Here is a 14,867-nt window from a genome sequence, read left to right as displayed (position 1 = left end):
ACCAGAATTTAAAGTATTCAGCATCTTAAACAACTTAATATGTTTATGTCGTGTAGTTTTATCATATTCTGTGCTGACAAAGTGTAGCAAATCATTGCAGAAATCAGGTATTGTTTCCCGGAAAAATTCTAAAACGGATTCCGCATATGATTGGCGCATTGATGCTCGACATCGCAGGCACAACCCTGACTCAAGAAGATATTGAACTATTAAGTGCGCCGCAAGTCGGTGGAGTCATTTTATTTGGACGTAACATCGAATCTGCGGCTCAAGTCCGTGCCTTAACCGATCACATGCGCCAGATTCGTCCTGATATTTTGATTGCAGTCGATCAGGAAGGTGGACGTGTGCAGCGCTTAAGACAGGGCTTTACCCTGCTCCCTGCGATGGGGAAATTTGGCGAACTGTATGCTCATGATTCGCAGCGTGCTTTAGATTTGGCCGAAAAATGCGGCTGGCTGATGGCGATTGAAGTACTGGCTGTCGGGATTGATTTCAGTTTTGCGCCGGTGCTGGATTTAAACGACATCAGTGATGTGATTGGTGACCGAAGCTTTGCCAGAAATATTTCAGATATTATTCCACTGGCCAGCGCATTTTTAAAAGGGATGAAACGTGCAGGAATGGCGTCAACTGGGAAACATTTCCCGGGTCATGGCTCGGTCAAAGCAGATTCGCATGTTGCTGCAGCAATTGATACGCGTTCCTACGCAGAGATCCAGCAAAAAGACATGCAAACCTTTATCCAGTTACAACCACAGCTGGATGCTTTAATGCCGGCTCATGTTATCTATAGCCAAGTGGATCCCAATCCGGCAGGTTTCTCGGAATTCTGGATTCAGAAAGTTTTGCGTCAGGAGCTCGGCTTTGACGGCGTCCTGTTCTCGGATGATTTAAGCATGCAGGCTGCCTGTGTTGCAGGCGATGCCGATGCCCGAATTCAGGCCGCCCTTAAAGCCGGTTGTGACATGGGTCTAGTCTGCAATGACCGTGCAGCACAATGCATTGCACTGGAAGGGATTAAGGATCTACCTCTCCCGAACCAGCAACGTCTGGAACGCATGCGCGGCAACATCCCAAACATCCAGATTGGTGCAGAGCTTGATCTGGGAGAAGCATGGCGCAATATCCGTGACGAAATACTGGCATTCAAACAGCAGATGAGCTAAAGCTTTTTTAATCCAGTCAACACAAAAAAAGGAACACGACAAAGTGTTCCTTTTTAATTATAGTAATGAAAAGGTTACACTATTATGTAATTAACTTAAAAATAAAAATAAGGTAAGAACGATATGACAGAAACACTTTCACAACATCGCCATATTTCATTTACTGCGCACTATACCGGCTATATCTGGTATCAAATGGGGATCTCGCATCCAGCCTTTGCGACCACTAAAGGTAAAATTCTGGCCAAACTGCTTCACCCACTTGAGTCCTGGGCAGAGCGTTATGTCGGCGGTAGTATGCGTACGACACTGAAGCAGCGCCATCAGATGATTGATGAGCATTTGTGTCAACTGCTTGAGCAATATCCCCAGCTTCAGGTTCTTGAAATTGCCTGTGGACTATCTCCACGTAGCTGGAATTTCAGACAGAAATTTCCAGAAATTAATTATCGTGAACTGGATCTTCCCGATATGGCCAAGATCAAGACTCAGGCTTTACAGCAAATCGATCAGTATGCTCCTGAAGTCCTGACTGCCGATATTTTTAGTGAAGAGTTGGACTGTATTTTTCAGATGTTTGACCGCAACCAGCCCTTAGTGGTCATTAGCGAAGGACTGATTAATTACTTTGATCAACGCATGTTGCGTATTCTGTTGCAAGGTATTGCAGAGAATGCACGACATTTTCCAGCCTTGCATTACCTTAGCGACATTTACCCGGAACCCGTCAAAAATAAATTGGCGAATTTTATTTGGAGCTGTAGCCGTCTGCTTAAATTCATGTCACGCAGTGCATTTACCTTTCATTTTAAAACCCCCCAAGAATTACAGCACTTTTTTCAAGATGCCGGTTTCAATCAGGTTGAGGTACAACAACCGCAACGTTATTTTGCCGAGCCTCGTCAGCAAAATCTGACACCGGAGCAGGATGAACATCTCGGTGATCTGGTCTGGATGATTCATGCAGTGAAAAAAAACAGCGTTAAATGACGCTGTTTTTTTATTAAGCCCCGATTAAATCACTGCATCGAAAGCGTCTTCTTGCTGAAGGATTTTCTGTTGTTGCACAAAAGCCAATAAACGTTCTGCCACTTCAAAACTGCCATGTTTAAACAGGGCCCGCACTTGAGTCTCATCCTGTTCAAAGATCAGACATTCGATCTTGAACTCGCCGTTTTCATCTTCCAGATGCAAGGCCAGATCACGCGGATAAGCTGCGGCACACTCTGTCTGTCCTGCGTCTAACTCCAGCAATACTCCAAAGAAATTCATGTCGATAATTTCTACATTCAACAGCAGATCCGAATGACGATGACTCAAATAACGTTGTGGCTGTTGCACACAAATCCGTTCTTCACCGCGCCGTTCAATCTGCTGCATCTGTTCACGGCTAAACGGAATAATTCCCGGCAACTGCTCGACTGCTTCATCACGCAAGAAGGTGGCAAACAGATGCATAGTTTCTTTCCTGCGCTGCAACTGAGGCACATGGTCAGCACCGGCAATTTGTACATACTGCATATTTGGACATTGCAGGGCAAAATTGGCATTCTCATGTGGCAAGGTAAAACTGTCATATTGACCACAGGCCACCAGAACCTTGCACTGTGGAATCGGCACGTGGGTCAGACGCAATAGACGGTTGCAGTTAATATCATAACGCTCTTGTTCGGTCACCGTGAATTCTGACATCTGCTTGAAGAATAAGCGCTTTGCTGTTGGTGACATGCGGGTTTCTTTGAGACGGGCATGATTGACCAGATATAAAATGACCGCCTGACCAAATTCATCCATGCGCTGTTCTTTCATCAGATGCAAGGATTCTTCCAATAGCATGCGCCAGCTTTTGCGGGTTTTCTGCATTACGCCCATCAGGATCATCCGATCCACCAGTTCAGGGCGCTGGTCTGCCAGACAGGAGGCGACTACTGAGCCTAAGGACATGCCTAAAATTGAAACTTGAGGAAGTTGCATCTGCTCCAGCCATTGCCCCAGCATGGCAGCAAGGTCTTCAAGCTCCAGAGTTCCAGCCGACAGACCAGTATCCACATTGCTGATCTGCTGGTTGGCTCCCATCGAAGGCAAGTCAATCAGAATGATCGGGCCGGCAGCGAAGAGCTGTTCGACACAATATTTATAGGAATTAAAATTCTGGAAGGCGCCCCCAATGATCACCATCGGCCTGAGATGCAAGGTATCCGGACGGGCAATCGCCATATATTCGATTTTCCAGCCATCCATCCAGGTGCTTCGTGCTGGCTGCTTAAAACTGTGCTTATCATAAAGATCAAAAAAACCATAATGGCTTTGCGAATCCAATACATGGGCATCCATGTGGATAATGGAATTCATTTTCCTTTTCCTCCGTCCTTGCCTTATTTTTATTGTGCAAGTCATGATTAACAGATCTTATGCTTCAGACACATTCCGATGAGCCTGAACACGCATCCTGCTCTTTAATAATTATATATGACTTCAATGTCGCTTATTTCATTCTATACAGAGCGGCTTTTCACAAGCAACCGCTTCAGCGACCACTTATCTGCTTTTAAACAGAAAACAATTTCAAAATGTTTAGAAGTCCGCGAAAACGGATGATTTTTAACAGATGGGCTTCATTGTCCGGCAGCAGACTGTTAATATCGAAGTGAAATTTCTAAGTGATCAAAGCGCTATGCAAGAGTCTATTGAACAATATATGCAAACGGTAGGACAGCAGGCACGCCAGGCTTCTCGCATTTTGGCTCGTGCGTCCACCCAAACCAAAAACAACGCACTATCGGCTATTTATACGGCTTTGGAAAATAGCCAGCCAGCTATTTTGGCTGCCAACCAGAAAGATATGACCAAAGCGCATAATAACAATCTGGACAGTGCCCTGCTTGATCGCTTAGAACTCAACCCCGCACGCTTTAAAGGTATGTTAGAAGGCCTGAAAGATGTGATTGGCCTGAAAGATCCGATTGGTGAAATTAGCGATATGGCTTATCGCCCATCTGGCATTCAACTGGGCAAGATGCGTGTACCTTTAGGTGTGGTCGGCATGATTTATGAATCACGTCCCAACGTGACCCTGGAAGCGGCTTCACTGGCGCTGAAATCAGGCAATGCGATTATTTTACGTGGCGGTTCAGAAGCACTGGAATCCAATCAGGCGATTGCCGCGGCAATTCAACATGCGCTGAAAATTTCCGGCCTGCCAGAATCAGCAGTACAAGTGATCAATACCGTTGATCGTGCTGCAGTCGGCCAGCTCATTACCATGACCGAATATGTCGATGTGATTGTGCCTCGTGGCGGCAAGAGCCTGATCGAACGCATTACTGAAGAAGCTCGTGTCCCGGTGATCAAACATTTAGATGGTAATTGCCATATCTATGTGGAAGCACAGGCGGATCTGTTAAAAGCCTTACCCATTGCTTTAAATGCTAAAACCCATCGTTATGGCGTGTGTAATGCCATGGAAACTTTGCTAGTCGATGAAAAAGTCGCTGAAGAGTTCTTGCCTCGCATCGCAGAACTTTATCAGGAGAAAAAAGTAGAGCTCCGTGGTTGCAAAGAAACCCAGCGTATTCTTGCTGATGCAGTGATTGCGGCCACTGAAGAAGACTGGTATACCGAATATCTGGGCCCAATTCTGGCCATCAAAGTGGTTTCTGGCATAGAAGAAGCGATTGAACATATTAATCAGTATGGCTCACATCATACCGATTCGATCATTACTGAAAATTACAGTCTGGCACGCGAGTTTTTGGCCGGTGTCGATTCGAGTTCGGTGATGATCAATGCCTCGACCCGCTTTGCTGATGGTTTTGAATATGGCTTAGGCGCGGAAATCGGAATTTCAACCGATAAAATTCATGCCCGTGGTCCGGTTGGTCTTGAAGGCCTGACCTCACAAAAATGGATCGTATTTGGTGATGGTCAGATTCGCCAATAACTATTTCAGATGATCACTTTAAAAATCAGTTTTGTTCGCAAGGCTGATTTTTTATGGATATAAAAATTAAAACCGAAATGGATCAGAACCTTTGGGTCATTTTATTGATGAATCTCTGTATAGAATTGTATGTATAAGTCATATTTGCTGTTTTAGGCACTAAACTGAAAGCAATCTGTTCCAGTACGACATTGAAAATAGAATTTGGCAGCTTTATTGATTATATTTTCAGCATCATTTTATTTATAAATGAAAACTATGAACTGATAAATTTTAGTTATTATTGTCAGTCTGGTCGATAATGCTTAAGTCTAATCTGCTAAAGTCTATCTAGGACAGAAAAAAAACAAATGTTAAAACATCAATATTGATTCAGCTTAGTGCTTTTTTGCTGATCACTGGATCAAGTCAATGGACGAGAATTTTAATTAAAAATCGGGTAATCAATCGTGTCTAAATCAGTATTAGTTATTAATTGTGGCTCTTCTTCAATCAAGTTTGCATTACTTCTTGAGGAACAGAACTTCCGTATTCATGGTTTAGCTGAGAACTTAGGCACAGAGAATGCTCGTATCAAAGGCGTGACTGTCGGTAACGAACCAGTCGATATCCATATTCCATTTGCAGATCATAAAAAAGCCCTTGAAGTTGGTTTGGAGCGTCTGGCTAACTATCGCCCAGATGCGATTGGTCACCGTGTGGTACATGGTGGCAGCCTGACCAAAGCAGAATTGATCAATGATGAAATTATTGAAAAGATTCGTGAAGCAACGCCGCTTGCGCCCTTACACAATCCGGCACATCTGATTGGCATTGAAGCCACCAAACGCTTGTTCCCAGACTTACCGCAAATAGCAGTATTTGATACCGCATTCCATCAAAGCATGCCAGCACATGCATATCGCTATGCCCTGCCAAAATTCTTATATACAGCCCATGGTGTGCGTCGTTATGGTTTCCACGGCACCAGCCATGCTTATGTTTCAGACCGTGGTTCTGAACTGGCAGGTAGCCTGAAACAAGGCGGCTGGTTAACAGCACATCTCGGTAATGGCAGCTCGACCTGTGCCGTGTGGAATGGGAAAAGTGTAGATACGTCAATGGGCTTAACCCCGCTTGAAGGTATTGTCATGGGCACCCGCAGTGGCGATGTCGACCCAAGCCTGCACAGCTTCCTGGCAAAGAACCTGGGTTGGGATATCTATAAAATTGACAAGATGCTGAATAGCCAGAGCGGTCTGTTGGGTCTGTCTGATTTGTCGAATGACATGCGTACCCTGATTGAAGCATCGGAACAAGGTAATGAAGATGCTGCATTAGCGATTGAAGTATTCTGCTACCGTCTAGCCAAATCTCTGGCAGCACTGAGCTGTGGTCTGCCACGTATTGATGGCTTGTTCTTCACTGGCGGTATTGGCGAAAATTCTGCCTATATCCGTGAAAAAACCATGACTTATCTGCCCCACTTCGGCTTCAACCTGGATAAAAGTGCCAATAATGACCTGAAACGTGGCACTGAAGGCCGTATCGATTCAGGTACAGGTCCACAAATCTGGGTAGTGCCAACAGACGAAGAAGGTCGTATCGCTCAAGAAGTACATAGCGTTGTAGAACTTGAAGTGGAGCAAAAAAACGCAAAAAAGTCTGAAGCTGAGGTAGCGCTTGCATAAGCAAGCAGGGCCACTTTTTAACTGATTTTTATTATTGTGTGACTGACGTAACTTATGAAAACGATTCTATTGGTTCCCACTGGGGAAGGCGTAGGCTTAACTTCTGCATGTTTAGGCCTGATTTATGCACTGGAATGCCAAGGGGTTAAAGCTGGCTTTCTCAAACCTTTTGCTCAGGAATTGAATGAAGTCGAAGACCGTACTACGGCTTTGTATCGTCATATTTCTCAAAGTGAAACTGTTGAACCAATCCGTTATAGCAAAGTCTTGCAGCAGATTAATCTGGGTGAACAGGATGAACTGCTGGAAGAAGCGGTACGTCTGCATCGTCAAATTGCCAGACAGCATGACCTGATTATTGTCGAAGGTCTATTGCCAAATGCTCAGGACAGTTTTGCCGATGATCTGAATGCCTCGCTGGCGCAGGCTTTGGATGCCAAAGTGATTGTGGTCAGCAATGCCAATATCCAGCAGCCAGGTCAGACTGCCGATAAAGTTGAAAACCAGATTCGCAACTTTGGTGGCGCCAGTTCAACCCGCCTGTCTGGCATCCTGCTGATGCGAACCAAAGGTCTGCCTGAAGAATCTGCACAGATTCCTGTAACGCTTGATCCGGATCTACGTCTTGCAGAAGAAACCACACAATTTATTCGTGCCATCCAGCAAACCCATCCACATATTGGTTCAGAAAAGTTACCTGTAATTGGACTGGTGCCTTTCAGTAAAACTTTAAGTGTGCCGCGTATATCTGATCTGGCGGCACATATTCAGGCCTACTGGATTAATGAAGGCGAAGCGAAACAGCGCCGTGTCCAGCACAGCAGCCTGATTTCGGCCAATATTGAACATGAATTGCATAAGTTTGTAGCAGGTGAATTGATCATCAGTGCATCTGACCGGATTGATGTGTTATTGGCCAGCAGTCTGGCCAGCAGCAATGGTATTCCTTTGGCTGGCTTGGTGCTAACTGAACATCATCAGCCAAATGATCACGTATTGGAATTTTGCCAGACCGCCATCAAACAAGGTTTACCAATTTTACATACACCGCTTAGCACCTTTGAAACCGCACAAAAACTGACAAATCTCAGCAATGAAATTCCAGTAGATGATACGGAACGTGCAGATCAGGTCACGCGCTTTGTTTCGAGTCACATCAATCCGGAATGGCTCGGTCAGATGTTGAATGGTTCTTATAAGCCACGTCTATCGCCTTCAGCCTTCCGGCATGAACTGGTACAAAAATCGATTGCGGCCAAAAAACGTATTGTATTACCTGAAGGTGATGAACCACGTACGATACAAGCTGCAGCAATCTGTCAGTCGCGTGGCATTGCACAATGTATTTTATTGGCCAATCCCGAATCTGTTTTAGAAGTGGCAAAAGCTCGTGGTATCGAATTGCCTGAAGATCTGGAAATTCTGGATCCGGATCTGATTCGTGACAACTATATCGACAAGATGGTCGAGCTACGTAAAGGCAAACTCAACGAACTGCAAGCGCGTGAACAGTTGCAAGACACTGTGGTGCTCGGCACCATGATGCTGGCGCTGGATCAGGTTGATGGTCTGGTCTCTGGCGCGGTACATACCACGGCCAATACCGTACGTCCTGCCTTTCAGCTGATCAAGACTGCACCGGATTATTCATTGGTTTCTTCTGTGTTCTTTATGCTGCTGCCAGATGAAGTCTATGTTTATGGCGACTGTGCGATTAATCCTGATCCAGATGCAGAGCAGCTGGCCGAGATTGCGATTCAATCGGCAGATTCTGCCAAAGCCTTTGGCATTGACCCGCGGATTGCCATGATTTCTTACTCTACCGGAACTTCAGGTATGGGTGCCGATGTCGAGAAAGTGGCTGAAGCAACACGAATCGCCAAAGAACGTCGTCCTGACCTGCTAATTGATGGGCCATTACAATATGATGCTGCCTCGGTGGAAAGTGTTGGCCGTCAAAAAGCACCAGATTCACAAGTGGCCGGACGTGCCAATGTCTTTATTTTCCCGGATTTAAATACGGGTAATACGACTTATAAAGCTGTGCAACGTGCTGCCAATGTAGTCAGTGTCGGGCCAATGTTGCAAGGCTTGAACAAACCGGTGAATGACCTGTCTCGTGGTGCTTTGGTCGATGATATTGTATTTACCATCGCCTTAACCGCGATTCAGGCAGAACAGCAGGCTCAATAAATTTAATAGCTCCGCACTCACCACCCTCTCGCAAGATGGGGTGGTTTTTTTAATCATTTTTGTTCTAAAGTCGGACATTCTATAATCTGTCGATTACTTTTCTAAAAATAAAAAATGCTCTCAAAGAGCATCACATCAACACTGATCTTAAATAGAACCGCATCTACTTACACTTAGTGAAAGTTGAAAATCTACTCACATTTTTAGCGCTCACGCAAATCGATGAAATACGTTATATGACCGGCTTAAAATGGCATTTTACACTTGAAGATATGCAGGCACATATTCAGTGCTGTTTGGCTGATCCAACACGTTATGACTTTACAATTTGTTTAAACCATCCTGATGAAATGATCAGTAAACTTTGAATTCTAGAAATCAATCTTGTGCTCAACATGCTGAATTTTGTATTGCAATCTCAACAATCACTTGGACAGCTCAAGGCTATGGCAGTGAAGCGCTCAAGTTGGTCAAAGAGTTTTTCTTTAAGCCATTACAACTCAAAAGTTTAGGCTTGATAGTCTTTGGACATAATTTAGGTGGAAGTCGTGCCTAGGAAAAATATGGTTTTCAAACGCTAAAAATCATACAAAATGGTTTTGAATATGAAGGGAAATTTTCAGATAAAATCATTATACAGGCTCAAAATCCATTTCTGGCAGAATGCAAAACCAAATAAAAAAGAATCAACTACGCATAATAAATGCCAGTCTTTCGAACTGGCATTTTCAACGATTACTAATAAAGTCTGTGACATAAAAAATTAAGCTGAGACAGCCCTGCTTTTCAGTCCACTGACTTTAATTTTTTATAAGGTGGTCCACTCTTTACGCACATCTTCTGCTGTTTTATTGAGCACTACGCTATCGTCTTTGATTTCGCTTACCCAACTCAAGGGAATCAGATGATGCTCATTATTTTCATCATCACTTCTTGTTAATTTAATTGAATCCTGACCTTCTAAATGGTCTACCTTCCCGACTTGAGTACCACATGAAGCAATGACTGAAGCATGTTCTTTAATATCACTTGCATTAAAATTGTTCATTCTACTTGCCTGTTTCTAGAAGTTGAGAGAAACAGTCTAAGCAATAAAAAATGCCACATGTGTAAGGGTTTTCAGGCTTTGAGTTTTTCTGGGTTAAAAATGTAAATGGTCAACATGGCTTGAGTAAGCTATAGGAGAGATGCTTTTTAAATTTGAGTTTTCAAATATTTTTATAACTGGATTTGAAGATTTGAAGATTTGAAGATTTGAAGATTTGAAGATTTGAAGATTTGAAGATAGGTTAATTTTTTATGTCTTAAAATAAAAAAGAAGATAAAGCTTAGGCTTGATCTTCTTTCTGACCGTACATCCAAGTTGCAGCGATATATACACAAAAACCACTTGCCATTAAAATACCTGTAACCATTGTTAAGATCTCCCGTTTCAATAGCTGCATTATGTAAAAGTTTTATGACAGTTATATGACAATCCGGTTTTTTATTAATTTTTAAATAATAATTAAAATTCAACTACTTAATCAAAAATAATAATAAATATGACTATTTTTAGTCTGAAATATGACACTAAATATGACCAATTACTGTCATATTTGACCCGTTGAGCAGCTAAAGTCCTCCTTTAAATTGCCTAAACTATAAACTTTCGGCCAATGCTCGCCCAAAATGCCCACAACCCGATTCTTTTGTCTTATAATTTAGCCCGCTAGCTATCAGCCCGCTCAAGAGATATTTGTATGACAACTATTATCAAGCAAGATGACTTAATCACATCGGTTAAAGATGCGCTTCAGTTCATTTCTTACTATCACCCACAAGACTTTATCCAAGCGATGAGCCGTGCGTATGATCGTGAAGAGAACAAAGCTGCTAAAGATGCGATCGCGCAAATCTTAATTAACTCACGCATGTGTGCAGAAGGCCACCGCCCAATCTGTCAAGATACCGGTATCGTCAACGTATTTGTTGAAGTGGGCATGGATGTTAAATTCGATTTAACCATGGGCCTGGATGATGCAATCAATGAAGGCGTACGTCAGGGTTATTTAGAAAACTCCAACGTGCTTCGTGCATCAGTTCTGGCCGATCCTGCTTTTGGTCGTAAGAATACCAAAGACAACACTCCTGCCGTGATTTACCACAAGCTTGTGCCTGGTAATAAAGTAGATATCACTGTAGCAGCCAAAGGTGGCGGTTCAGAAAATAAATCTAAACTCGCAATGTTGAACCCATCTGATTCAATCGTAGATTGGGTACTGAAAACTGTTCCAACGATGGGTGCAGGCTGGTGTCCACCAGGTATGCTAGGGATTGGGATCGGTGGTACTGCTGAAAAAGCCATGATGCTTGCCAAAGAAGCATTGATGGAAGAGATCAACATGGACGAATTACTTCGTCGTGGTCCACAATCTAAACTTGAAGAACTTCGTATCGAAATCTTCGAAAAAGTGAATGCTTTGGGTATTGGCGCACAAGGTCTTGGCGGTTTAACCACTGTTCTTGATATTAAAATCAAAGATTATCCATGTCATGCTGCGGGTAAGCCAGTCGGTATGATCCCGAACTGTGCTGCGACTCGTCATGCACACTTCACACTTGATGGTACGGGTGTTGCCAACATCATCGCACCAAAACTTGAAGACTATCCTGAAGTCACTTGGGATTCTTCATCTTCTAAACGTGTTGACCTAGACAACATCACACAAGAAGAAATGAACTCTTGGAAACCAGGCGATACGCTTCTTCTAAACGGTACGATTTATACTGGTCGCGATGCTGCACATAAACGTATGGTCGACATGCTCAACAATGGCGAAGAACTTCCGGTTGATCTGAAAGGCAAGTTTATCTACTACGTCGGTCCAGTCGATCCAGTCGGTGATGAAGTTGTAGGCCCTGCTGGTCCAACAACGGCTACGCGTATGGATAAATTCACTCGCCAAGTCCTTGAAGCAACTGGCATGTTCGGCATGATCGGTAAAGCGGACCGTGGCCCTGCTGCTGTTGAAGCCATTAAAGATAACCAGGCAACTTACCTCATGGCTGTGGGTGGTGCTGCTTACTTGGTATCGAAAGCGATCCGTGAAGCTGAAGTGGTGGCTTTTGCTGACTTGGGTATGGAAGCAATTTACAAGTTTGTCGTGAAAGATATGCCGGTTTCTGTCGCAGTTGATGTGAATGGTACATCTATTCACGCCACTGCACCTAAAATCTGGCAAGCAAAAATTGGTAAGATTCCAGTCGTGGACGCTGCTGCAGGCTAATTTTGACTGCAATAAAAAAGCACCCTCTATCGGTAATGCCAGTCAGTTAAGGAATTGACTGGCATTTTCTTTTTCAAATTCATGATTATATCTGATAGATAGAAAAGTCATCCGCAACTGTTTGAGGCATGAGGTGTATTGCACCGCAAGATTAAAAATGATTGTTTCTGCGACAAATTTACTAGTCGATGGTGGCTGACGAGTTTTGCGGATGAGGAGTGTTGCTCCGCAAGATGCCTTCCTTGCGAAGCTTCTCATTTGGGCGAAACCAAAGTAACAAATAATTTACAAGAATTTGATTTATAAAATTAATACTCCGCTGTGAATGACTAAAAAATTAAAGAGTCTATTTCTAAACTCCTTAACTGATCAACATTACCCTCTATCGGTGCTTTTTTATTATATTTATTCTAGAAAATGTTCCATTACCAAGTACGCGGATCCCAAAGTTTAAAAGGTGCCTTCAACTGTACATCTAATGATGGATCATAAGCAGTTGGTTCAATTTTCTGGGCTTTTTTGCGAATCTGGCCAGTTTCCTGATCTTGCGCCACAAAGTTAAAACTGTGAGATTTAAGCTGAGTAAAAGCAATTTCATTCAGACCGACCTTTTCCGGCATGAGCATGAAGGGCCCCGAGACACTACGCCGCGTGCTGATATTTTCTTCATCATATTTAATAAAATAGGATTGTCCTGCTTCCACACTAAAATCCAGATATTTAGGCTTCTGAAAATGCAAAGCACCCAACGGTCGACTGGTACTTAAACGATATGTTCCTGTAGGAACTTCAATCCAGTAATAATGATTATGCAAAAGACTTGGAATATGTTCTTGATTGATAAACAGGCTGGCAGCGACAATTTCCTGACGGTTCCATCTGGAATCAGGACGGTATAAATACACGATGGCGGCTTGATCATGTTGTGGTTTCACCGTTTGAAACTGATTGCCCTGCTTTTGATTGACCCAGCCACCAATAGTAAACATACCAATACGATGCTGTTCCACAAAGCCCGGTTTTTTTTCAAGATCAATATTTTTTAGAGTGCTGAGTGACTGTGTAGGCTCAACGACGGCTTTCTTACCATGACACCCCAGCAATGCCAAACTGCTGATGAGTACAATTGCGACTCCACGCATGCTTATCCCTCACTGCGTCTTTATTCTTTTATATGCAAGTGCTTTGCGATTTATTTTTTATAAGTTTTAGGCATCCACGCCTAGTCAATCAGATTAACATCCAGCTTTATTTTTGGAAATAAAAAACCTGCGAAAACACGGAGTTTTCGCAGGTTTCGGATGAATAGCAGTTAAGCAGATTTGCTATTCACCACTTTTAAATCTATTTTTGTCGCTGTCTCTTGCTGCTCATGCGGTTGACGCTCGGCACGATATTCTGGCTCTGCTTCACCTTTAATCACCGCTTCATTGACGACTACTGTACCGACATCGCTGCGGCTTGGCAGGTCATACATAGTTTCGAGTAATGAATTTTCCAGGATCGAACGTAGACCACGCGCACCAGTATTACGCTCAACCGCTTTTTTCGCCACGGCACGTAATGCGGATTCTTCAAAGACTAGATCCACGTCTTCCATATCAAACAAATGTTGATACTGACGGGTTAATGCATTCTTCGGTTCAGTCAGAATCTGCATCAATGCTTCTTCATCTAACTCATCCAAAGTAGCAATCACCGGCAAACGACCAATAAATTCTGGAATCAAACCAAATTTTACCAGGTCAGTTGCTTCAACTTGACGGAACAGATCAGACAGCTTCTTGGTTTCATCTTTTTTACGCACTTCTGCGGTAAATCCGATGCCACCTTTTTCCTGACGCTGCTGCACAATTTTCTCAAGTCCAGAGAATGCACCACCACAGATAAACAGAATGTTGGATGTATCAATCTGAATGAATTCTTGCTGCGGGTGCTTACGGCCACCTTGGGGCGGAATCGATGCAACCGTACCTTCGATCATTTTCAGTAAAGCCTGCTGTACGCCTTCACCCGATACATCACGCGTAATCGATGGATTTTCAGACTTGCGGGTAATCTTGTCGATCTCGTCGATATAGATAATGCCCTTCTGTGCTTTCTCGACATCGTAATCGGCTTTTTGCAAAAGCTTCTGTACAATGTTTTCTACATCTTCACCCACATAACCTGCTTCTGTCAGTGTGGTTGCATCTGCCATGGCAAAGGGTACATCAAGAAGGCGCGCCAGCGTTTGTGCCAACAAGGTTTTGCCTGAGCCCGTCGGGCCGACCAGCATGATATTACTTTTTGAAAGTTCAACTGAATCGTCAGCTTTTTTGCCATTATTCTGCACTTTCAGGCGCTTGTAATGGTTATACACTGCAACCGACAAGGTCTTTTTTGCGATATCCTGACCAATGACATATTGATCCAAGGCCGCACGGATTTCCTGTGGTTTCGGCAAAGGACGATTGGCCCAGTCATTGGTTTCCACCTGTTGACTGGTTTGAACCAAATCTAAGCATACGTCCACACATTCGTTACAAATGTATGCGTCCTCGCCTGCAATCAGCTTCCCGACTTCAGACTGCGTTTTACCGCAAAATGAACAATGCTTTTGTCCTTGAGGATGTTCGGACATATT

Annotated in this window: 10 protein-coding genes; 6 read left to right on the top strand and 4 right to left on the bottom strand. The window is 43.5% G+C overall.

Features of this window, described 5'->3' with window-relative positions:
- Positions 1-146: 146 nt before the first annotated feature.
- Both nagZ and GVV58_RS06850 read left to right on the top strand, forming a co-directional pair.
- Positions 147-1,169, top strand: a complete 1,023-nt coding sequence (nagZ, locus tag GVV58_RS06855; RefSeq protein ID WP_159516226.1) for a beta-N-acetylhexosaminidase — start codon at positions 147-149, stop codon at positions 1,167-1,169.
- Positions 1,170-1,292: 123 nt separating this feature from the next.
- Positions 1,293-2,159: a class I SAM-dependent methyltransferase gene (locus tag GVV58_RS06850; protein ID WP_159516225.1), complete on the top strand. Its 867-nt coding sequence runs from the start codon at positions 1,293-1,295 to the stop codon at positions 2,157-2,159.
- 24 nt (positions 2,160-2,183) lie between these two features.
- On the opposite strand, the gene GVV58_RS06845 is transcribed toward GVV58_RS06850, so the two are convergent.
- Positions 2,184-3,521: an alpha/beta hydrolase gene (locus GVV58_RS06845; RefSeq protein ID WP_005172747.1), complete on the bottom strand. Its 1,338-nt coding sequence runs from the start codon at positions 3,519-3,521 to the stop codon at positions 2,184-2,186.
- 322 nt (positions 3,522-3,843) lie between these two features.
- Here GVV58_RS06845 and GVV58_RS06840 point away from each other — a divergent pair, with 322 nt between their 5' ends.
- The 3 genes from GVV58_RS06840 to pta all read left to right on the top strand — a co-directional run bounded on the left by GVV58_RS06840 (position 3,844) and on the right by pta (position 8,972).
- Positions 3,844-5,109, top strand: coding sequence for a glutamate-5-semialdehyde dehydrogenase (locus GVV58_RS06840; RefSeq protein WP_034609142.1), 1,266 nt, complete (start codon positions 3,844-3,846; stop codon positions 5,107-5,109).
- Between the two features lie 449 nt (positions 5,110-5,558).
- Entirely contained in the window at positions 5,559-6,779 is a 1,221-nt protein-coding gene (locus GVV58_RS06835) for an acetate kinase (protein WP_005172750.1), read from the top strand.
- Between the two features lie 54 nt (positions 6,780-6,833).
- A complete protein-coding gene (gene pta / locus GVV58_RS06830; protein ID WP_005172751.1) occupies positions 6,834-8,972 on the top strand; it encodes a phosphate acetyltransferase in 2,139 nt (712 codons plus the stop codon).
- An 808-nt stretch (positions 8,973-9,780) separates the two neighbouring features.
- On the opposite strand, the gene GVV58_RS06825 is transcribed toward pta, so the two are convergent.
- On the bottom strand, positions 9,781-10,020 hold the full coding sequence (locus GVV58_RS06825; protein WP_005095591.1) for a DUF2171 domain-containing protein: 240 nt from the start codon (positions 10,018-10,020) through the stop codon (positions 9,781-9,783).
- A gap of 694 nt (positions 10,021-10,714) precedes the next feature.
- Between GVV58_RS06825 and GVV58_RS06820 the strand changes: the two genes are divergently transcribed.
- Positions 10,715-12,241 (top strand): fumarate hydratase, encoded by a 1,527-nt coding sequence (locus GVV58_RS06820; protein WP_005172753.1) that lies wholly within the window; start codon positions 10,715-10,717, stop codon positions 12,239-12,241.
- A gap of 425 nt (positions 12,242-12,666) precedes the next feature.
- On the opposite strand, the gene GVV58_RS06815 is transcribed toward GVV58_RS06820, so the two are convergent.
- The gene (locus GVV58_RS06815) at positions 12,667-13,383 is read right to left on the bottom strand and encodes a DUF2846 domain-containing protein (RefSeq protein ID WP_100357538.1); all 717 of its coding nucleotides are present in this window, start codon (positions 13,381-13,383) and stop codon (positions 12,667-12,669) included.
- Between the two features lie 170 nt (positions 13,384-13,553).
- Complete coding sequence (gene clpX / locus GVV58_RS06810) at positions 13,554-14,864, bottom strand: ATP-dependent protease ATP-binding subunit ClpX (RefSeq protein ID WP_005095585.1); 1,311 nt, start codon at positions 14,862-14,864, stop codon at positions 13,554-13,556.
- Positions 14,865-14,867: the final 3 nt, after the last annotated feature.

The organism is Acinetobacter sp. 18QD2AZ41W (assembly GCF_009829025.1).
In the GTDB taxonomy this organism is placed as follows: domain Bacteria; phylum Pseudomonadota; class Gammaproteobacteria; order Pseudomonadales; family Moraxellaceae; genus Acinetobacter; species Acinetobacter pseudolwoffii.
The sequence above is the reverse complement of the archived record's forward strand: the minus strand, read 5'-3'. Positions and strand labels throughout refer to the sequence as shown.

Bases quoted from the DNA above. Each gene is read 5' to 3' on its own strand.
- nagZ (WP_159516226.1), top strand. From the start codon at position 147: ATGATTGGCGCATTGATGCTCGACATCGCAGGCACAACCCTGACTCAA.
- GVV58_RS06850 (WP_159516225.1), top strand. From the start codon at position 1,293: ATGACAGAAACACTTTCACAACATCGCCATATTTCATTTACTGCGCAC.
- GVV58_RS06845 (WP_005172747.1), bottom strand. From the start codon at position 3,521: ATGAATTCCATTATCCACATGGATGCCCATGTATTGGATTCGCAAAGC.
- GVV58_RS06840 (WP_034609142.1), top strand. From the start codon at position 3,844: ATGCAAGAGTCTATTGAACAATATATGCAAACGGTAGGACAGCAGGCA.
- pta (WP_005172751.1), top strand. From the start codon at position 6,834: ATGAAAACGATTCTATTGGTTCCCACTGGGGAAGGCGTAGGCTTAACT.
- GVV58_RS06825 (WP_005095591.1), bottom strand. From the start codon at position 10,020: ATGAACAATTTTAATGCAAGTGATATTAAAGAACATGCTTCAGTCATT.
- GVV58_RS06820 (WP_005172753.1), top strand. From the start codon at position 10,715: ATGACAACTATTATCAAGCAAGATGACTTAATCACATCGGTTAAAGAT.
- GVV58_RS06815 (WP_100357538.1), bottom strand. From the start codon at position 13,383: ATGCGTGGAGTCGCAATTGTACTCATCAGCAGTTTGGCATTGCTGGGG.
- clpX (WP_005095585.1), bottom strand. From the start codon at position 14,864: ATGTCCGAACATCCTCAAGGACAAAAGCATTGTTCATTTTGCGGTAAA.